3 protein-coding genes are annotated in these 22537 nt (G+C 70.3%); all 3 read right to left on the bottom strand.

Annotated features, from left to right (window positions below; genetic code table 11):
* Positions 1 to 8: 8 nt before the first annotated feature.
* Positions 9 to 1244 (bottom strand): glycosyltransferase, encoded by a 1236-nt coding sequence (locus ABR738_RS35065; protein ID WP_350233992.1) that lies wholly within the window; start codon positions 1242 to 1244, stop codon positions 9 to 11.
* Between the two features lie 531 nt (positions 1245 to 1775).
* A complete protein-coding gene (locus ABR738_RS35060; RefSeq protein ID WP_350233991.1) occupies positions 1776 to 5924 on the bottom strand; it encodes a type I polyketide synthase in 4149 nt (1382 codons plus the stop codon).
* Positions 5925 to 6087: 163 nt separating this feature from the next.
* Positions 6088 to 22524 carry a type I polyketide synthase gene (locus tag ABR738_RS35055; RefSeq protein WP_350233990.1) on the bottom strand — a complete coding sequence of 5479 codons (16437 nt, stop codon included), beginning with the start codon at positions 22522 to 22524 and terminating at the stop codon, positions 6088 to 6090.
* Positions 22525 to 22537: the final 13 nt, after the last annotated feature.

The raw sequence follows: 22537 nt of genomic DNA, 5'->3' as shown, positions 1-22537 counted from the left end.
CCGCGCGGTCACGGCTGGTAGATCCATTCCAGATAGCGCTCGATCTCGTCCGCCGCGCGCCGTGTGCCCCCCGCACGGCGCGCCCGGCGCTGGAACTCTCTGACCCGGCGACCGGTCTCCCGGTCCTCCACGAGCGCGGCCGCCGCGTCCACCAGCGCCCGGGGTTCGGCGGCCCCGGGCGTCAGCCGCACGCCGAGCCCGAGCTCCACCATCCGGTCGGCCACGGCCCGTTCGCGCTCGCCCGTGGGGACCGCGACAAGTGGCGTATTGAAATAGAGGGATTCCATGACGCTGTTCAGATCGGCGTGACAGATGAAGGCCGAAGCACACCGCAACACGACCGAACGCGGGGCATGTTCATGGACTTCCACATTCGACAACGGGGCGGCTGCCTCGCGTACGGTATCCGCGTGACCGCCCGCCGACATCACCACATGCAGGGGCTTCCCCGCAAAAGCATCCACACAACGACGCAGGAACTCCGGCCCTGATTCCAGGAGTAGTTCGGGGTCGAGAGCGAAGAACACCACGGGCAGTCCGCTTTCGGGGGGAAGCCAGCGCTCATCCATCCGGCGTTCCGGTATGCAGGGGCCGACGAATGCCACGCGCCCGTCGAAGGAGTATCCGTCGGTCTGGAACTCCTTGGGAAGCAGGGCTATCGAAAGGGGCTCGGGCCGCGTACAGAAATCGTCCGGCGACAGACCCGCGTTCGCCGCGGTGGCGACGAAGGAGAACAGTCTCTCGCGCACTCCCGCGGGCAGGCCGCTGACACAATCGCCGGCGGGGGCAGGGGAGTCGGAGCCGGGGGCGCCGTCGGCCGCGGGGAAGTCGCCGGGGAACGACGGGAAGACCTCGGCGGCCGGACGCTTCCAGCGGCAGGTCAGCAGGCGCGCGGTGATCCGGGCGGAATCCTCGTACAGGACCAGGTCGGGCACGTCGTCGGCGAAGGCGGCATGGATCGACTCGGCGCAGTCGAGGGTGTCTTCGACCAGCACGGGATCCTGCGGCCCGGCACAGCGGCCGGGGCCGCCCGAGGGCACAGCGGCGGCACACGAGGCGTGTACCAGGACATCGACGCCGCAGGTGACATCGCGCCCGGCGAACTCCTGAGTGGTGACGTAGGTGACCCGGTGATCCCGGCGGTTCAGCTCCTGCGCTATCGGCAGCATCGAACGGGTCCCCGCGTCGGCCGGACCACTGAGAAAGACAATGCTGTATCGCGGCAGTGGGGGCACTTCGGCCATGCGTACGTTCTCCCCTTGCGTCCGGGGTACGGTTCCTCGCCTCCCGTGGCAGCCGGGGGCACGACAGGGAACTTGATTCGCCAACAACGCGCTCACGACGAGATCCCACCTGCGTTCAGGCGCCGGAGCGTACCACGCGTGGCGGCCTCCGCGATTGGAGTCGGCCACCGTCATCCGAACCGCTCCAAAAATGCCCGGTCCACCCGGGAATTAACCGAATGCACTACAAATATCCACACTTCCGGAATAAATATACTCGGCAAGTAAAAGTTTCACAGCGGGCACTTGAGGCGCAGCGCACAGAGATGGGCCCGCCATCTCCATTGACGTTAATTAACTGTAAGCGTTTTCCCCGGACTCGACATATCCCCTAACCCCCCTAAGGGGTGTTTATTGCTGAATTCACGCCAAGCGCGGACGCATCTTGGCCGAGTCGCGCCAGTCGAGTTGGGGGGCAGCGCAAAGCCCCGGTGCGCTGTAGGCGTCACCGGGGCCGGTCGCTCTCGGGGCCGGGGCCCCTAATCCGGTTGGTCAGTTTTTTTCTAGCGAGCCGAGCCACCTTTCGACGGCCTGAGCCGTGTCAGGTGCCGCGTTCTCCAGCAGAGTGAAGTGGTTCGCCTCGATTTCACGCAGTGTGTGCGGAGCCGGCCAGGAGGAGCGCCAGCTTTCGTCGTTCTCGACCCGCACGCTCACGCCGGCCCCCTTCTCTGCCGCATCTGTCGCACCGTCCGTCTCCACGCGTGCGCTCTGCTCCATGAACGACCGCGTCGGGCGCACAAAAAGAACGGGCGCGGCGACCGGCTGGGGATCGCATCGGGTGATGAGCGAGCTGTAGCGGCCCATGGCGGACAGCCTCGCCGCGGTGAAAGTGCCGAAGGCGTCCTCGCGCTCCATCATCCCGCCCAGCATGTGCGCCCAGAGACCGTCGGACGCCCCCTCCCCCGCATCCGGTTCTCCTCCCGTCGCACTACCACCTTCGTCGTCGTTTGCGTCCGTGGGCAGATAGGTGTCGAGGAGCACGATCGCGGAGGGCGCCACCCCCTCGCTCTCGAGGCGGGACGCCGTGGCGTGCGCGAACTGGCCGCCGGAGGAGTAGCCGACCAGCACGAACGGCTCGTCACCAGCCAGCCGCCGCACGCTCGCGGCGAAGTGGTCCACGACCGCGTCCACCGACACCGGCAGCGGCTCCCCGTCCACGAACCCGGGCGGTGTCACGACGTGGACGTCACGGACCTCCCTGAAGTTCGCGGCGAGCCGCGCGTACTGCTGGGCTCCGGCGAGCGCCATGGGCGAAGGGAAGCAGATCAGCATGGGCCCGCGCGGCCCACGGGCCAGCCGCACCGGTGCGCCCACGCGGTGCGAGGTCTCCAGTTCGGCGGCGGTCCTGAAGGCGGGGCGCAGATCGGCCACCGCGTTCAGGACGGCCGTGCCCTCGGCCATCTTGCCCGCCTTCACAGCGGCCCGGAACAGCTCACTGAGCGTTTCGGGCAAGGACGATGCCCCGGCGGACGACGCCCCGGTCACGGAAGCGACGGAGGAACGGACCGGCGCCACCGAAGGCGCGGAGCCCAACGCGGTACGCAGGTACGCGGCGAACCGGACCGGGTCGCCGAGATCGAACACCGCCGAGGCCGGGATCTCCACGCCGGTGGCGCGCTGGAGCCCCTTCCGCAACTCCATGGCGGAGAGGGAGTCGATGCCGGACTCGAGGAAACCCCGCTCGGGATCGACCTCTTGCACCGAGTCATGGCCCAGGACCGCTGCCACGTGTTCCAGCACGAGCTCCGTCAGGAGCTTGTCCTGTTCGGCGTCCGGGAGTTCGGCCAGACGCACGCGCAGCCGGTGCGCCTCCTGGGCCTCGGCAGCGGCATCCTCGTGCCGAAGGGACACGGGAGCGATCCCGTCGGTGACGGTCCCGCCGAAGAGCGCCGGCGAGTCGATCCAGTAGCGGCGGTGCTGGAAGGGGTAGGTGGGCAGATCCACCGCCCGCGCTCCACTGTCCTCGTACAGTGCCGGCCAGTCCACCGGGGCCCCACAGGCGTGCAGCAGTCCCACCCCCGCCAGTACCGTCCGGACCTCGTCACGCCGCTTGCGCACCAGCGGAACGACGGTCGTCCGCTGGGCGGCGGCGGGTTCCAGGCAGGCCTGCACGAGCCCCGACAACACCGCGTCCGGCCCGACCTCCACGAACCGCGTCACGCCCCGCGCGACAGCGGCGCGCACCCCATCGGCGAAGCGGACGGCTTCGCGGACGTGGGTGACCCAGTACTCGGGGGAGGTCAGCCGGCCTGGGGTGGCGATGTGGCCGGTGACCTTGGAGACGATGGGAATGCGGGGCTCGTGGTAGGTGAGTCCCGTGAGTACGTCCCTGAAGCCCTCCAGCATGGGGTCCATGAGGGGTGAGTGGAAGGCGTGGGAGACCTTGAGCCGGGTCGTCTTCCCGCCCTGCTTGCGTACCGATGACACCACCTTGTCCACGGAGGTGGCGGCGCCTGAAATGACCACGGCTCGGGGGCCGTTGACGGCGGCGATGGCCACGTCCTCGATACCTTCGAGGAGTACGAGGACATCCTCCTCGGTGGCCTGGAGGGCGGCCATCACGCCGCCCTCGGGCAGCGCCTGCATCAACCGTCCGCGCGCCGCTACCAGGGTGCACGCGTCCTCCAGGGAGAACACACCGGCGGCGTGGGCGGCGCTGATCTCGCCGATGGAGTGCCCGGCCAGCAAATCGGGGCGTATGCCCAGGGATTCGGTCAGCCGGAACAACGCGGTCTCGATCGCGAACAGTGCGGGCTGCGCGTACGCCGTCTGGTCAAGCAGCGCCGCCTCAGCCGAGCCCTCCCCCGCGAACAGCACATCCTTCAACGGACGGTCCAGGAGCGGGTCCAGGTGCCCGCACACCTCATCAAGAGCGGTCGCGAACACCGGGAAGGCGGCGACGAGTTCGCGGCCCATGCCGAGGCGTTGCGCACCCTGACCAGTGAAGAGGAAGGCGGTCTTTCCTGTGGTGCGGGCGGTGGCTCGGGTGGTGTGGGGATTGGGGGTGTCGGTGGTGAGGGCGGTGAGGGCGGTGCGGAGTCCGGCGGAGTCGATGGTGGTGATGACCGCGCGGTGGTCGTGGTGGGCGCGGGTGGTGGCCAGGGCGTACCCGATGTCGGTGGGGGTGGGGCCCGTGGCGTCGTCGAGGAGGGGCAGGAGGCGGACGGCCTGGTCGCGCAGGGCAGCGGGGCTTGCCCCGGAGAGCGGCCAGAGGATCGGGGTGGTGGTGGCCGGCCCGGGGCTCTCACTGTCCGAGGGTGCGGTGGCCGGGGCCTGCTCCAGGATGACGTGCGCGTTCGTCCCGCTGATCCCGAACGACGAGACGGCGGCACGTCGGGGCCTGTCCGCCGTCCATGGCCGGGATCGCGTCAGAAGTTCCACGCCGCCGGCGGTCCAGTCCACCTTCGACGACGGCTGATCCACGTGCAGGGTCTTGGGCAGCACGCCGTGACGCATCGCCATCACCATCTTGATGATCCCGGCGACACCGGCGGCGGCCTGGGTGTGACCCAGGTTCGACTTCACCGAACCCAGCCACAACGGGCGCTCCTCCGGTCGATTCTGACCATAGGTGGCGAGGAGGGCCTGGGCCTCGATCGGGTCGCCGAGGACCGTGCCGGTACCGTGCGCCTCCACGGCGTCCACTTGGTCCGACGACAGCCTCGCGTTCGCCAACGCGGCCCGGATCACGCGCTGTTGGGCCGGGCCGTTTGGTGCGGTGAGGCCGTTGCTCGCGCCGTCCTGGTTCACCGCGCTGCCCCGTACGAGGGCGAGCACCCGATGACCATTGCGCCGCGCGTCCGACAGGCGCTCCACCACGAGTACGCCGACGCCCTCGGAGAAGCCCGTGCCGTCGGCCGCGTCGGCGAACGACTTGCACCGGCCGTCCGCGGACAGACCCCGTTGCCTGCTGAAGTCGACGAAGGTTCCCGGCGTCGACATCACGGTGACGCCTGCCGCGAGCGCGAGCGAGCACTCACCATTGCGCAGGGCCTGCGCGGCCAGGTGCAGCGCGACCAGGGACGACGAGCATGCCGTGTCCACCGTCACCGCGGGCCCCTCGAATCCGAAGGTGTAGGAGACCCGGCCCGAGACGACGCTGCCGCTGCCGTAGCTGTTGATGTAGTCGTGGTACATCACACCGGCGAACACACCTGTTCTGCTGCCGCGCAGGGTGCCCGGGTCCATCCGCGCGTGCTCGAGCGCCTCCCATGACGCCTCGAGGAGCAGCCGTTGCTGCGGGTCTATGGCGGGGGCCTCGCGCGGCGCCACGCCGAAGAAGGAGGGGTCGAAGTCGCCCGCGTCGTGCAGGAACCCGCCGTGGCGGGAGTAGGAGGTCCCGTCGTGCTCCGGATCGGGGTCGTACAGGGCGTCCAGGTCCCAGCCCCGGTCGTCGGGGAACCCGGAGATGGCGTCGGTCTCCTCGCTGACGAGGCGCCACAGGTCTTCGGGCGAGCGGACCCCGCCCGGGTACCGGCAGGACATGCCGACGATGGCCAGCGGTTCGCGCGCCATCGCGGTCAGTTTTCGGTTCTGCTCGCGCAGGCGCTCGGTCTCCTTGACGGAGGTACGCAGCGCGTCGACGAGCTTCGCCTCGGGCGTCGCTTGGGACGCTACGTGGGAGGTCCCTCGGGACGTCACGTGGGATGTCGGTTGAGGCGCAACGTGGGATGTCGGTTGAGGCGTCGCTCGGGGATTCACTTCGGCCTTCGCTCGTGACTTCGCCTTGGAATCGGCGGCGGGCCGATCGGGCCGCGCGGGCTGTGGAGGCCGACTGGGACGACTGGGCTCAGTCATGGCAGTGTCACTTCTCCCGCGTCGTGTCGTCGACGTCGACGTCGAATGTGTCGTAGTCGTAGTCGTTCTCGGAGCCGGATGCGTAGGACGTCTCATAGGCGCTGCCGTCGCCGATGGTGGAGCCGTCGGCATCGCCGTACGGGGAGGTGTCACCCGAGCCTGAGCCCGGACCGGTATCCGCGAGGGCCATGCTGATCAGGGCCTCGGCGTCCATCGCGTCGATGGAGTCCGCCGCCTCGTCCGCGTCACTCGTCGCGAGGCCGGCCTCGACCCCGGCGAGTTCCAGCAGGCTGTCCATCAGGCCCGCCTCCCGCAGCCGGGACAGCGGAATCGCGGCGAGCGCCGTACGGATGCGGTCCTCGGCGGAGCCGGCACCCGGTTCTCCCCTGTCGTCCTCCACCTGGGGAGCGAGCTCCGCCCACAGGTGATCCGCGACCGCGCGGGTGCTCGGGTAGTCGAAGATCAGCGCGGCCGGAAGGCGCAGCCCCGTCGCGGCGTTCAGGCCGTTACGGAACTCCACGGCTGTCAGCGAGTCGAATCCCAGGGCGTTGAACGACTGGTCGGGGTCCACCGTCTGTGCGTCGGCGTGTCCGAGCACCACCGCGGCCTGTGTCCGCACCACCTCGATCAGGAGATCCTTCCGCTCCGACGCCGGAGTCTGTGCGAGGCGTGCGCGCAGACTCTGCGCGTCCACCGGCGATTGCGTCTGCGCCTGCGCCTGCGCGGTCCTGCGGGCCGGCGGCCGCACCAGGCCCCGGAAGAGCGGAGGCAGTTGCCCGTCCCCGCCCTGCGCCATGGCGCGTACGTCCAGGAGGGCCGGTACGAGGAGCGCGTCGGCCGGTGAGTTTGCGGGGTCCTGGCCGAGCACGGCCGCGTCGAACAGCGCGAGGCCCTGTTCGGCGGTGAGTGCCCCGGCGCCCGACCGCGCCATCCGGTGCGTGTCCGCGCCGCTCAGGCCGCTTGCCATGCCGCCGTCGTCCGCCCACATGCCCCAGGCCAGCGAGCTTGCCACCAACCCCTGGGCCCGGCGGTGCTGGGCCAAGGCGTCGAGGAAGGAGTTGGCCGCCGCGTAGTTGCCCTGCCCCGGCACGCCGAGAGCGCCGGCGATGGAGGAGAAGAGCACGAACGCGGACAGGTCGAGGTCACGGGTCAGCTCGTGCAGGTTCCAGGCCGCGTCGGTCTTAGGCCGCAGCACCGTGTTCATGCGCTCCGGTGTGAGCGAGCCGATGACACCGTCGTCAAGAGTGCCCGCGACATGCACCACGCCGGTCAGCGGGTGGTCCGCCGGGACGGCCGCCAATACGCCGGCGAGCTGGTCGCGGTCGGCGACGTCACACGCGGCGAACGTCACGGCGGCGCCCAGTCCGGACAGCTCGGCCTCGAGCTCGGCGGCGCGGGGCGCCTGCGCGCCGCGCCGGCTGACCAGCAGGACGTGGCCCACTCCGTGCTCGGCGACCAGGTGCCGGGCGACCAGGGCGCCCAGGGCTCCGGTGGCGCCGGTCACCAGAACCGTGCCTTGGGTGTCCCAGACCTTCGACTCCTCGGCGCTCCGAGCGGCAACCGCCGCCCGCGCCAGCCTCGGAACGAACAACACGCTCTCACGGACGGCGAGTTGTGGCTCACCCGTCTGCACGGCCCGGGGCAACGCGGCGAGGGACGCCTCGTGGCCGTCCACGTCGACCAGCACGATCCGGCCCGGATTCTCCATCTGCGCCGACCGTACGAGACCGCCCACGGCCGCACCCGCGAGATCGCTGACGTCCCCGGCCGCCGTGGGCACCGCGCCCCGCGTCACCACCACGAGGGTCGCGTCGGCGAACCGCTCCTCGTCCAGCCACAGTTGGAGGTCGGCGAGGGCCCGATGCGTGCGCTCGCGTACGGCTTCCGCCATGGCGCTGCCGTCTCCGGTGCCGCTTCCGTCTTCCGTACGTACGTCCGCGAGGACGGGCAGCACGATCACACCCGCGTCCCCGGCGTCCCGCAGCTCGGGTACCAGCGCGCTGCTGGGCACGGCGGTGGCCAGAGTCTCGGACCACTCGGAGGCGGCGCCGGTGCCGATGACCACCCACTTGCCGAGCTCGGCCGGAGCAGCCGGAGCGGTGGCGGAAGGCACCGGCGTCCAGTCGACGCGGAACAGCGAGTCGTGGAACTCGGCGCGCGCTTGGGCCAGTTGCTCTTCCGTGATCGGCCGGACGTCCAGCCGTTCCACGGAGGCGACGGCGCGACCGGCGGCGTCCGCCACCTCGATGGACACCGCGCCCACACCCGCGCCCGCACCCAGGCCCGAGGTCGGGGACACCGGGCGAACCCGCACCCGCAACGCCGACGCACCCGTCGCGAACAGCTCCACACCCGACCACGCGAACGGCAGACCCGCCCGTTCCTCCCCCACGCCCATCAAACCCACCGCGTGCAACGCCGCGTCCAGCACCGCCGGATGCAACCCGAACCCCTCCACACTCACACCCTCCGGCAACACCACCTCCGCGAACACATCCCCGTCCAACCGCCACGCCGCACGCAGGCCCCGGAACACCGGGCCATACACCAACCCACCCTCCGCATACCGCTCATACACACCCTCCACCTCAACCGGCACCGCCCCCACCGGAGGCCAGACGCCGAACTCGGTCTCCTGCGAACCGTGCTGCGCACTCGTGCCGAGCACACCGGTGGCGTGTCGCGTCCACGACGCGTCACCGGACGCGTCCTCGACGCGCGAATGGATGCTGAAGGCACGGTGACCGGCGTCGTCGGGCGCGTTGACCACGAGCTGCGTGTGAACCACGCCGTGCTCCGGGAGCACCAGCGGAGTCTCCAGGGTCATCTCGGAAAGCACCCCCGCCCCCGCCTGGTCACCGGCTCCGATCGCCATCTCGACGAAGCCCGTGCCGGGGAAGATGACGGTGTCACCCATGGCGTGGTCGGCGAGCCAGGGCTGCGTGCGGGTGGAGAGCCGGCCGCTGAAGAGCAGCCCGTCGGACTCGGCGAGTACGACGGCCGCGCCCAGCAGGGGGTGATCGCCGGTGCCGGAGGCCGCCCCGAAGGGCGAGTAGCCGTCGATCCAGTAGCGGCGGCGCTGGAAGGGGTACGTGGGCAGGTCGACCGGCCGGGTCGGGGCACTGGTGAGCAGGACGGGCCAGTCGATCGTGTGGCCGGTGGTCCAGAAACGGGCCAGCGCGGTGAGGGTTTCGGCTTCCTCGGGGCGGTTGCGGCGCAGGAGCGGAATGAACACGGCGGCCGTGTCGTCGTCCAGGGCGCTCGGGGCCATGGCGGTCAGGACCGCGTCGGGGCCGATCTCCAGGAACGTGCCCGCACCTTCGGCAGCCAGCGCCTGGATGCCGTCGGCGAAACGGACGGCTTCGCGGACGTGGGTGACCCAGTACTCGGACGTGGTGAGTTCACCCGGTGTGGCGGTGCGGCCGGTGACGTTGGAGACGAGGGGGATGCGGGGCTCGTGGTAGGTGAGTCCGGTGAGTACGTCCCTGAAGTCCTCCAGCATGGGGTCCATCAGGGGTGAGTGGAAGCCGTGGGAGACCTTGAGGAGGGTGGTCTTGCCCCCCTGGGCCCGTACCGCTTCCACGACCTTGTCCACGGAGGCGGCGGCGCCCGAAACCACCACCGCACGCGGCCCGTTGACGGCGGCGATCGCCACGTCCTCGACGCCTTCGAGGAGTACGAGGACATCCTCCTCGGTGGCCTGGAGGGCGGCCATCACACCGCCCTCGGGCAGCGCCTGCATCAGCCGCCCGCGCGCCGCGACCAGGGTGCACGCGTCCTCCAGCGAGAACACACCGGCGGCATGGGCGGCGCTGATCTCGCCGATGGAGTGCCCGGCCAGCAGCTCGGGGCGTACGCCGAGGGCTTCGGTCAGCCGGAACAGCGCGGTCTCCACCGCGAACAGCGCGGGCTGGGCGTACGCCGTCTGGTCGAGCAGCGCCGCGTCAGCCGAGCCCTCCTGCGCGAACAGCACATCCTTCAACGGCCGTTCCAGGAGCAGGTCCAGGTGCCCGCACACCTCATCAAGCGCGGACGCGAACACCGGGAAGGCGGCGGCCAGTTCACGGCCCATGCCGATCCGTTGCGCGCCCTGCCCGGTGAAGAGGAACGCCAGCCGTCCCTCAGCCCGAACCCCCCGCACAACGTCAGGGTGCGTCGTCTCGCCGGACGCCAACGTTCGCAAGGCCGCGAGCAGTTCGTCGCGCCCGGAGCCAATCACTACCGCACGGTGCTCCAACTGCGCCCGCTTCGTCGCCAGCGCCACGCCGACGTCGACCGGGTCCGGGGCACCGGCACCCTCCAGCAGGTCCAGCAGACCTGCGGCCTGAGCTCCGAGTGCCGCCGCGTTGGCCGCCGAGACGGGGAGGGCCAACCTCCGTACTGCGGGCGGGAGTTCTGGTGACGGGATCGGCTCCGGCATGGTCGGTTCGGGGGCCTGCTCGATGATGACGTGAGCGTTCGTGCCACTGATACCGAAGGACGAGATCGCCGCGCGCCGCACTCTTTCGGCGTCCCAGGGGCGGGACTCCGTCAACAGCTCCACCCGGCCGGCCGACCAGTCCACCTTCGACGACGGCTGGTCGACATGCAGGGTCTTGGGCAGGACGCCGCTGCGCATCGCCATGACCATCTTGATGATGCCGGCCACACCGGCAGCGGCCTGCGTGTGACCCAGGTTCGATTTGATGGACCCGAGCCACAGCGGTTGCTCGGCGGCACGGTCACGCCCGTACGTGGCAAGCAGGGCCTGCGCCTCGATCGGGTCACCCAGAACCGTGCCCGTACCGTGCGCCTCCACGGCGTCGATCTGGTCGGGCGACAGCCGCGCGTTCGCCAACGCCGCCCGGATGACGCGTTGTTGGGAGGGACCGTTGGGCGCCGTCAGACCATTGCTCGCGCCGTCCTGGTTGACCGCGCTGCCGCGTACCACCGCGAGCACCTGGTGGCCGTTGCGGCGCGCGTCCGACAGACGCTCCACCACCAGGACGCCCACACCCTCGGACCATCCGGTGCCGTCAGCCGCCTCCGCGAAGGACTTGCACCGGCCGTCACCCGCAAGGCCGCGCTGCCGGCTGAACTCGATGAAGGTGGCGGGCGTCGACATCACCGTGACGCCGCCGACGAGCGCCAGCGAGCACTCGCCGCCCCTCAGGGCCTGGACCGCGAGGTGGAGTGCCACCAGGGACGACGAGCACGCCGTGTCGACCGTGACCGCCGGGCCCTCGAGGCCGAAGGTGTAGGCGATGCGCCCGGAGACGATGCTGCCGGCGCTGTGGCTGGTCGGGTAGTCGTGGTACATCAAGCCGGCGAAGACACCGGTCGAGCTGCCCTTGACGGTCGCGGGGTCGATGCCCGCCCGCTCGAACGCCTCCCAGGAGGCCTCGAGCAGCAGTCGCTGCTGCGGGTCCGTGCTCAACGCCTCGTTCGGGCTGATGCGGAAGAAGGCGGCGTCGAAGTCGGCGGCGTCGTGCAGGAAACCGCCCTTGTTCACATAGGTGGTGTCCGGGCGCTCGCCACTCGGGTCGAAGATCGCGCCGGTCTCCCAGCCACGGTCCTCCGGGAATTCGGACACCGTGTCGAGTCCGTCGGAGACCAGTTTCCACAGGTCCTCGGGGGACTCGACGCCGCCGGGGTAGCGGCAGGACATGCCCACGATGACGATCGGGTCGTCGGTGACGGGCCCGGCGCTCTCCACCGGCGCGACGCCTGAGGTGTCGAGCGTACCCAGGAGTTCGTCGTGCAGATGGGCGGCGAGGTCTCCGGCGGTCGGGTAGTCGAAGACGAGTGTGGCCGGCAGGCGCAGACCGGTCGCCGCGTTGAGTCCGTTGCGCAGTTCGACCGAGGTCAGCGAGTCGAAGCCCAGGTCGTTGAACGCGCGGTCGGGCGCGATGGCTGCGGGCGTCGCGTGGCCCAGTACATCGGCGACCTGTCCACGCACCAGGGTGAGCAGCGCGCGCTCCCGCTCGGCCGGGGCGAGGGCGGAGAGTTGGTGGTGCAGGTTGTCGGCGGTGGCGCCGTCTCCTACGGCAGCGGTACGCCGCACGGTGGGTACGAGCTGGTGGTAGAGGGGCGGAAGGGCCGGGCCCTGTGCTCGCAGTGCGTCGACGTCCAGACGTACCGGCACCAACGCCGCGTCCGCCCGCGCCCCCACACCGAACAAACGCAACCCGTCATCCTCCGTCAGAGGCAACACACCACCCCGCGCCATCCGCGCCACATCACCCTCCGACAAACCACCACCCATACCACCCACACCACCCCACAAACCCCACGCCAACGCCGCACCCCGCAACCCCGAACCAACCCGCCACTCCACCAACCCATCCAAAAACGCGTTCGCCGCCGCATAACCGGCCTGCCCCGGAGCACCCAACACCCCAGCCGCAGACGAAAACACCACAAACGCATCCAACTCCAACCCACACGTCAACTCATGCAAATTCCACCCACCCAACACCTTCGGCCGCAACACCGACTCCAACCGATCCACCGACAACGACCCCACCACACCGTCATCCAACACACCCGCCGCATGCACCACCCCACACAACGGAAACTCCTCCGGAATCCCCGCCAACACACCAGCCAACTCACCCCGATCCGCCACATCACACGCCACCAACTCCACCGACACCGCACCCAACCCCAACAACGACTCCACCAACTCACCCGCACCCTCAACACCCCCACCACGCCGCGACGTCAACACCAAACGCCGCACCCCACACACCGCCACCAAATACCGAGCCACCACCACACCCAAACCACCCAAACCACCCGTCAACAACACCGTCCCATCCTCGCTCCAACCACCCACACCACCCGCACCAGCACCCGCACCCGCACCCGCATCAACACCCTCAGCCGGCACCGGCACCGGCACCGACGCCCGCACCAACCTCGGCACAAACACCCCACCACCCCGCAACGCCACCTGCGGCTCACCCACACCCAACACACCCACCACATCACCCACCACGAAGCCAGACTCCTCCACATCCACCAGCACAATCCGCCCCGGATGCTCCGCCTGCGCCGACCGCACCAAACCACCCACCGCACAACCCGCCAAATCCACCACACCCACACCACCAGCAGACACCCCACCCCGCGTCACCACCACCAACCGCGACGACACAAACCGCTCATCCACCAACCACGCCTGCAACCCACCCAACACCCGACCCAACACACCACTCACACCCACCGGAACACCAGACACCTGACCCCCCGACACATCCCCCAACACACCAACCTCATCAAACCCCCGCAACACCACCACACCAGGCGACCCCACCACACCCGCCACACCCTCAGCATCCCCCACAACCACAACACCACCATCAACCACACCACCCGAACCCAACCCACCAGCCGACACCCCCGACACCGAACCCACCGACACCCACTCCACCCGATACAACGACTCAGGGAACTCGGCCCGGGCCTGCGCCAGTTGCTCCTCGGAGATGGGACGGACATCCAGTCGGCCAACGGTGGCCACGGGGCGCCCAACCGCGTCCGCCACCTCGACGGACACCGCGCCCACACCCGCACCCGCACCCAGGCCCGAGGTCGGGGACACCGGGCGAACCCGCACCCGCAACGCCGACGCACCCGTCGCGAACAACTCCACACCCGACCACGCGAACGGCAGACCCGCCCGCTCCTCCCCCACACCCATCAAACCAACCGCGTGCAACGCCGCGTCCAGCACCGCCGGATGCAACCCGAACCCCTCCACACTCACACCCTCCGGCAACACCACCTCCGCGAACACATCCCCGTCCAACCGCCACGCCGCACGCAGACCCCGGAACACCGGGCCATACACCAACCCACCCTCCGCATACCGCTCATACACACCCTCCACCTCAACCGGCACCGCCCCCACCGGAGGCCAGACGCTCAGATCCGACCCGCCGGCACCGCCGCGCGCGCCGGCGGCCAGTACGCCGGTGGCGTGCCGGACCCAGGACGCCTCCGTCCCCGCGTCCTCGCCGCGCGAGAACACACGTACCGCGCGCGCACCCGAACCACCCTCGGGCGCACCCACCACCACCTGCACCTGCACACCACCACGCGACGGAAGCACCAACGGCGCCTCCAGCGTCAACTCCTCCAACACCCCACACCCGACCTGATCCCCCGCCCGAATCGCCAACTCCACAAACCCCGTGCCGGGGAAGAAGACCGAGCCACCCACCACGTGGTCGGCCAGCCAGGGCTGGGTCCCCGCGGAGAGCCGGCCAGTGAAGAGGAACCCTTCCGAGTCGGCGAGCGCGACGGCCGCGCCGAGGAGCGGGTGGTCGGTCGCGCCGAGACCGATGGCCATCGGGTCGCCGTGATCGGTCGGGGTCTGGGACCAGAACCGGCGGCGCTGGAAGGCGTAGGTCGGCAGCTCGACCTCGCGGGCACCGCTGCCCTCGAACACGGCGGGCCAGGCCACATCGCCGCCCGCGGCGTACAGTCGGCCGAGGCCGGCCAGCAGGGATCGCGCCTCGGGGCGGCCCTTGCGCAGCAGCGGCACGCATATGGTCTGCTCGGCGCGGTCCATACCGTCGGGCGCCTCGGCCTCGGCGAGGCACGTCTGCGCGAGCCCCGTCAGTATGCCGTCCGGACCCACCTCCACGAAGCGTGTCACTCCGCGGTTCGCCGCGCCGCGCACCCCGTCGGCGAAGCGCACCGCTTCGCCGACGTGCCGCAGCCAGTAGTCCACGGAGTCCAGCTCCCCTTCCGTGGCCACGTCGCCCGTCACGTTGGACACCACGGGCAGCCTCGGCGCGGTGAACGTCAGGCCTTGGAGGACCTGGCGGAAGTCGGCCAGCATCGGCTCCATCAGCGTGGAGTGGAACGCGTGCGACACCTTCAGGCGGGATGTCTTGCGGCCCTGGGAGCGCAGGCGTTCCGCGACCTCCTCCACAGCCGCTTCGGGGCCGGACAGGACGACGGAGCGCGGGCCGTTGACCGCGGCGAGGCAGGCTCCCGCCGACGTGTCGAGCAGCGGAAGGACCTCGTCCTCGGTGGCCTCGACCGCGATCATCGCGCCGCCGTCCGGCAGGGCCTGCATGAGCCGGCCGCGCGCGGCGACCAGCGTGCAGGCGTCGGCCAGGCCGAGGACTCCGGCGACGTGTGCGGCCGCGATCTCGCCGATCGAGTGGCCCATCACGAAGTCGGGACGTACGCCCCAGGAGCTGATCAGCCGGTACAGGCTCACTTCGATCGTGAAGAGGGCGGGCTGGGCGAACGCGGTGCGGTCGAGGAGCACGGCGTCCGCAGACCCGTCGTCCGCGAACAGCACGTCCTTGAGCGGTCGTTCGAGCTGTCCGTCGAAGTGCCGGCAGATCTCGTCCCACGCCTGCCGGAAGACGGGGTACGCCTCGTACAGTTCGCGGCCCATGCCGGTCCGCTGTGCTCCCTGGCCGGTGAACAGGAACGCGGTCTTGCCGTTGACGCGCGCCGTGTCCTGCGGCGTCGTCACCTCGGCCAGCGAGCGCAGGCCGGCCACCAACTCAGCGGTGTCCGCGCCGAGCACGGTCGCCCGGTGCTCCAGCGCGCCGCGCTTCGTCGCGAGCGACCAGCCCACGTCCACCGGGCGGAGCGCTCCGTGGTCCTCGACGTAGGACGCGAGTCGTGCCGCCTGGGCGCGCAGGCCGTCCTCGCCCCGGGCCGAGACGACCCACGGCACCACGGTGTCACCGGGCAGCGCGACATCGCGCGTCGGCTCGTCCTCGCGGTCGGGGGCCGCCTGCTCGATGATGACGTGGGCGTTCGTGCCGCTGATGCCGAACGACGAGATGCCCGCGCGGCGCGGCCGGTCGACGTTCCATTCGACGTCCTCGGTCAGCAGCCGCATCGCGCCCGCCGTCCAGTCGACGTGGGTGGACGGCTCGTCCACGTGCAGGGTCCTGGGCAGGACGCCGTTGCGCATCGCCATGACCATCTTGATGATCCCGGCCACGCCTGCCGCGCCCTGGGTGTGCCCGATGTTGGACTTGACCGAGCCCAGCCAGAGCGGCTGGTCGGCGGCGCGCTCCTGTCCGTACGTCGCCATCAACGCCTGCGCCTCGATCGGGTCGCCCAGTACCGTACCCGTGCCGTGCGCCTCGACGACGTCCACATCGGCGGGGCTCAGGCGCGCGTTGGCCAGGGCCTGGCGGATGACGCGCTGCTGGGAGGGGCCGTTCGGCGCGGTCAGGCCGTTGCTCGCGCCGTCCTGGTTCACGGCGGAGCCCCGTACGTGTGCGAGCACGCGGTGGCCCTTGCGCCGCGCGTCCGAAAGACGCTCCACCACGAGCAGGCCCACGCCCTCGCCCCAGGCCGTACCGTCGGCACCGGCGGCGAACGCCTTGCAGAGGCCGTCGCGGGAGAGGCCGCGCTGGCGGCTGAACTCCACGAAGGCGGCGGGCGAAGCCATGATCGTCACGCCGCCCGCGAGGGCGAGATCGCACTCGCCGCCCCGCAGTGCCTGGATCGCGAGGTGCAGCGCCACCAGGGACGACGAGCACGCCGTGTCCACGGTGACCGCCGGACCCTCGAGGCCGTAGGTGTAGGCGATGCGTCCGGACACGATGCTGCCGGAGCTGTTGCTTCCGGTGTAGTCGTGGTAGACGAGGCCGGCGAAGACACCGGTGTTGCTGCCCTTCAGCGTCGCCGGGTCGATGCCCGCCCGCTCGAACGCCTCCCACGAGGTCTGCAACAGCAGCCGCTGCTGCGGGTCGGTGATGAGGGCTTCGTTCGGGCTGATGCCGAAGAAGTCCGCGTCGAAGTCCGCCGCGTCGTGCAGGAATCCGCCCTTGCGTACGTACGTGGTGTCCGGGCGGGTCTCGGTGGGATCGTAGAGGCGGTCGACGTTCCAGCCCCGGTTGTCGGGGAAGTCGGTGATGGCGTCGTCTCCGTCGGCGACCAGTTTCCACAGGTCCTCGGGCGACTCGATGCCGCCGGGGAAGCGGCAGGACATGCCCACGATGACGATCGGGTCGTCGGCGCGCACACCGGCCGTCGGCAGGACGGCGGCGGCGGCCACGTGTCCCGAGACCTCCGACAACAGGTGGGCGGCGAGGTCTCCGGCGGTCGGGTAGTCGAAGACGAGCGTGGCCGGCAGGCGCAGACCGGTCGCCGCGTTGAGGCCGTTGCGCAGTTCGACCGAGGTCAGCGAGTCGAAGCCCAGGTCGTTGAACGCGCGGTCGGGCGCGATGGCTGCGGGCGTCGCGTGGCCGAGCACCGCGGCGACCTGCCCGCGCACGAGGTCGAGCACCACTTCGTGACGTTCGGACTCTGCCAGCGGCGCGAGACGTTCACCGAGCGAGCCGGCGGCCGCGATCGCGGTGCGCGCGCCGGCCTGCCGACGCGCGGGCCGTCCGGTGAGGCGGTGGTAGAGGGGCGGAAGGGCCGGGCCCTGTGCTCGCAATGCGTCGACGTCCAGACGGACCGGCACCAACGCCGCGTCCGCCCGCGCCCCCACACCGAACAAACGCAACCCGTCATCCTCCGTCAGAGGCAACACACCACCCCGCGCCATCCGCGCCACATCACCCTCCGACAAACCACCACCCATACCACCCACACCACCCCACAAACCCCACGCCAACGCCGCACCCCGCAACCCCGAACCAACCCGCCACTCCACCAACCCATCCAAAAACGCGTTCGCCGCCGCATACCCCCCCTGCCCCGGAGCACCCAACACCCCAGCCGCAGACGAAAACACCACAAACGCATCCAACTCCAACCCACACGTCAACTCATGCAAATTCCACCCACCCAACACCTTCGGCCGCAACACCGACTCCAACCGATCCACCGACAACGACCCCACCACACCGTCATCCAACACACCCGCCGCATGCACCACCCCACACAACGGAAACTCCTCCGGAATCCCCGCCAACACACCAGCCAACTCACCCCGATCCGCCACATCACACGCCACCAACTCCACCGACACCGCACCCAACCCCAACAACGACTCCACCAACTCACCCGCACCCTCAACACCCCCACCACGCCGCGACGTCAACACCAAACGCCGCACCCCACACACCGCCACCAAATACCGAGCCACCACCGCACCCAAACCACCCAAACCACCCGTCAACAACACCGTCCCATCCTCACTCCAACCACCCACACCACCCGCACCAGCACCCGCACCCGCACCACCATCAACACCCTCAGCCGGCACCGGCACCGACACCGACGCCCGCACCAACCTCGGCACAAACACCCCACCACCCCGCAACGCCACCTGCGGCTCACCCACACCCAACACACCCACCACATCACCCACAACAAACCCAGACTCCTCCACATCCACCAGCACAATCCGCCCCGGATGCTCCGCCTGCGCCGACCGCACCAAACCACCCACCGCACAACCCGCCAAATCCACCACACCCACACCACCAGCAGACACCCCACCCCGCGTCACCACCACCAACCGCGACGACACAAACCGCTCATCCACCAACCACGCCTGCAACCCACCCAACACCCGACCCAACACACCACTCACACCCACCGGAACACCAGACACCTGGCCCCCCGACACATCCCCCAACACACCCACCTCATCAAACCCCCGCAACACCACCACACCAGGCGACCCCACCACACCCATTACACCCTCAGCATCCCCCACAACCACAACACCACCATCAACCACACCACCCGAACCCAACCCACCAGCCGACACCCCCGACACCGAACCCACCGACACCCACTCCACCCGATACAACGACTCAGGGAACTCGGTGTCGCTGCCACTGGCGAGCTCGGACGCCTGGGTGGGCCGGACGGTCAGGGACGCGATGGAGGCGACCGGCGCGCCGAGCGAGTCGGCGATGGCGACCTCGAAGCTGTCCGCGCCCAGCGGGGAAAGCCGGACGCGCAGCGCGGACGCACCGGTGGCGTGCAGCGTGACGCCGCGCCACTCCGCGTTCAGGCGCAGACCGGTCGCGGCACCCTCTCCGGGCGCGGCGTCCAGGAGTGCCAGCCCCTGGAGGGCCGCGTCGAGGGCGGCCGGGTGCAGACCACACCGTTCGGCGTCCTTCGCGGACCCCTCGTCCAGGGCGACCTCGACGTACAGGACTTGGTCCTCGCGCCAGGCGGCCTTCAGGCCCTGGAAAGCCGGACCGTAGGTCATGCCGGCCTCTGCGTACCGGCCGTACAGGCCGTCGACCGGAACCGGTACCGCCCCTGCCGGGGGCCACACGGTGAAGTCCGCGTCGGCCGCGTCAGCGCGTGTCCCGGCGACGAGCAGACCGGTGGCGTGTCGCGTCCAGGACGCGTCGCCCACCGCGTCCTCGCCGCGCGAGAACACACGTACCGCGCGCGCACCCGAACCACCCTCGGGCGCACCCACCACCACCTGCACCTGCACACCACCACGCGACGGAAGCACCAACGGCGCCTCCAGCGTCAACTCCTCCAACGCCCCACACCCGACCTGATCCCCCGCCCGAATCGCCAACTCCACAAACCCGGTCTCGGGGAAGACGACCGAACCCGCGGCGGCGCGGTCGGCGAGCCAGGCGTGGGTCGCCAGGGAGAGACGCCCCGTGAACAGCGCGCCGTCCGAGTCCGCCAGCATCATCGAGGCGCCGAGCAGGGGGTGATCGGCGGAGTCGAGCCCGATCGAGGCGATGTTGCCGACGTCCGCCACGTTCTTGATCCAGTAGTGCTGCCGCTGGAAGGGGTACGTGGGCAGACTGACCGGCTGATTCGGCGTACTGGCGTGCAGGGCAGCCCAGTTGACGGCGTGACCGGCCGTCCAGAGCCGGGCCAACGCGGTAAGCGCCTCCGTCTCCTCCGGGCGGTTGCGGCGCAGGAGCGGGACGAAGGCGGCGGTGGTGTCGTCGTCCAGGGCGCCCTGGGCCATGGCGGTCAGGACCGCGTCGGGGCCGATCTCCAGGAACGTGGTCGCGCCTTCGGCGGCAAGCGTGCGGATGCCGTCGGCGAACCGTACGGCTTCGCGGACGTGGGTGACCCAGTACTCGGGGGAAGTCAGCTGGCCGGGTGTGGCGATACGGCCGGTGACGTTCGACACCACCTGCATGCTCGGCTCATTGAACGTCAGACCCGACAGGGCCCCCCGGAACTCCTCCAGCATGGGGTCCATCAGGGGTGAGTGGAAGGCGTGGGAGACGTTGAGGAGAGAGGTCTTGCCACCCTGGGCCCGTACCGCTGACACCACCTTGTCCACGGAGGCGGTCGCGCCCGAAACCACCACCGCACGGGGCCCGTTGACGGCGGCGATCGCTACATCCTCGACACCCTCCAGCAGGGCGAGAACGTCCTCCTCGGTGGCCTGGACGGCAACCATCACACCACCCTCGGGCAGCGCCTGCATCAGCCGCCCGCGCGCCGCTACCAGAGTGCACGCGTCCGCGAGGGAGAACACACCGGCGGCGTGGGCGGCGCTGATCTCACCGATGGAATGCCCGGCCACCACATCCGGTCGCACACCCAACGACTCCGCCAGCCGGAACAACGCCGTCTCCACCGCGAACAGCGCGGGCTGCGCGTACGCCGTCTGGTCGAGCAGCGCCGCCTCAGCCGACCCCTCCTGCGCGAACAGCACATCCTTCAGCGGGCGGTCCAGGAGCGGGTCCAGGTGCGCGCATACCTCATCCAGCGCGGACGCGAACACCGGGAAGGCGGCGGCCAGTTCACGCCCCATGCCGACCCGTTGCGCGCCCTGGCCCGTGAAGAGGAACGCCAGCCGCCCCTCAGCCCGGACGCCACGCACGACACCCGGGGCCGTCTCTCCGGACGCCAACGACCGCAACCGCACCAGGAGTTCATCGAGTCCGGTGCCCACGACCACCGCGCGGTGTTCCAGCTGGGCCCGGGTCGTGGCGAGCGCCACGGCCACGTCCGCCGGCTCCGGAGCGTCCGCGCCCTCCAGCACACCCAGCAGACCCGAGGCCTGCGCGGCCAGCGCAGCCGCGTCGGCCGCCGACACCGGAAGCGCCAACGCGCCCACAGCAGAGGGCCGTTCGGACGTGTCCGATCCGGCGGGCTCGGGGGCCGGGGCCTCCTCCAGGATGATGTGGGCGTTCGTGCCGCTGATCCCGAACGAGGACACACCTGCACGACGGGGCGAGGCCGTACCGTCCCACCGCACTTCCTCGGTCAGCAGACGCACCTGGCCGGCCGTCCAGTCCACCTTCGTCGACGGCTCATCCACGTACAGGGTCCTCGGCAGGACACCGTGACGCATCGCCATGACCATCTTGATGATCCCGGCCACACCGGCAGCGGCCTGCGTGTGGCCGAGGTTCGACTTCACCGAGCCCAGCCACAGCGGGTGTTCGGCGGCGCGGTCGCGTCCGTATGTGGCCAGCAGGGCTTGCGCCTCGATGGGGTCGCCCAGAACCGTGCCCGTGCCGTGCGCCTCGACCACGTCCACCTGGTCCGCCGACAGCTGCGCGTTCGCCAGGGCGTCCCAGATGACGCGCTGCTGGGATGGGCCGTTGGGGGCGGTGAGGCCGTTGCTGGCGCCGTCCTGGTTGACGGCGGAGCCCCGTACGACCGCGAGGACGGGGTGGCCGTTGCGCCGCGCGTCCGACAGACGCTCCACGAGGAGCATGCCCGCGCCTTCGGACCAGCCGGTGCCGTCCGCGGCTTCCGAGAACGCCTTGCAGCGGCCGTCGCTCGCCAGGCCGCGCTGCTTGCTGAACGCGATGTAGGGGCCGGGGGTCGCCATCACGGTGGCGCCGCCCGCGAGCGCGAGGGTGCACTCGCCCTTGCGCAGCGCCTGGATCGCGAGGTGCAGCGCCACCAGGGACGACGAGCACGCCGTGTCCACGGTGACGGCCGGGCCCTCGAGGCCGAGCACATACGAAATGCGGCCGGACAGGACGGCGGCGTTGCTGCCGGTGGCCATGTAGGCCTCGGCCTCTTCCGGCAGCTTCAGGTCGAAATAGGTCTGGCCGTTGGTGCCGACGAACACGCCGACACGGCCGCCGCGCAGCGCGTCCGGTGCGATGGCACCGCGCTCGAAGGCCTCCCAGGACGCTTCGAGCAGCAGCCGCTGCTGCGGGTCCATCGCCAGTGCCTCGCGGGGCGAGATTCCGAAGAAGGCGGGGTCGAACTCGGCGGCGTCGTAGAGGAAGCCGCCCTTGCGCGCGTAGTCGGTGCCGTCGTCCGCTCCCGTGCCGGCCTCGATGTCCCAGCCCCGGTCCTCGGGGAAGTCCCCAATGGCGTCGGCCCCTTCGGCGAGCAGCTGCCACAGCTGCTCGGGCGAGTGCACGCCGCCGGGCAGCCGGCAGCTCATCGCGACGATGGCGATGGGCTCCTGCCCGGCGTTCTCGATCTCTCGCAGCTGCTGCTTGGTGGCATGCAGGTCCGCGGTCGTCCGCTTGAGGTAGTCGAGGAGCTTCGCTTCGTTCACGTTCGCCATCAGGGCCTCGCCGTGTGTCGTTTCCCGGGAACTGCGCATGCGGGAGGTTCGG

Origin of the sequence: Streptomyces sp. Edi4 (assembly GCF_040253615.1) — a bacterium.
GTDB lineage: Bacteria > Actinomycetota > Actinomycetes > Streptomycetales > Streptomycetaceae > Streptomyces.
The sequence above is the reverse complement of the archived record's forward strand: the minus strand, read 5'-3'. Positions and strand labels throughout refer to the sequence as shown.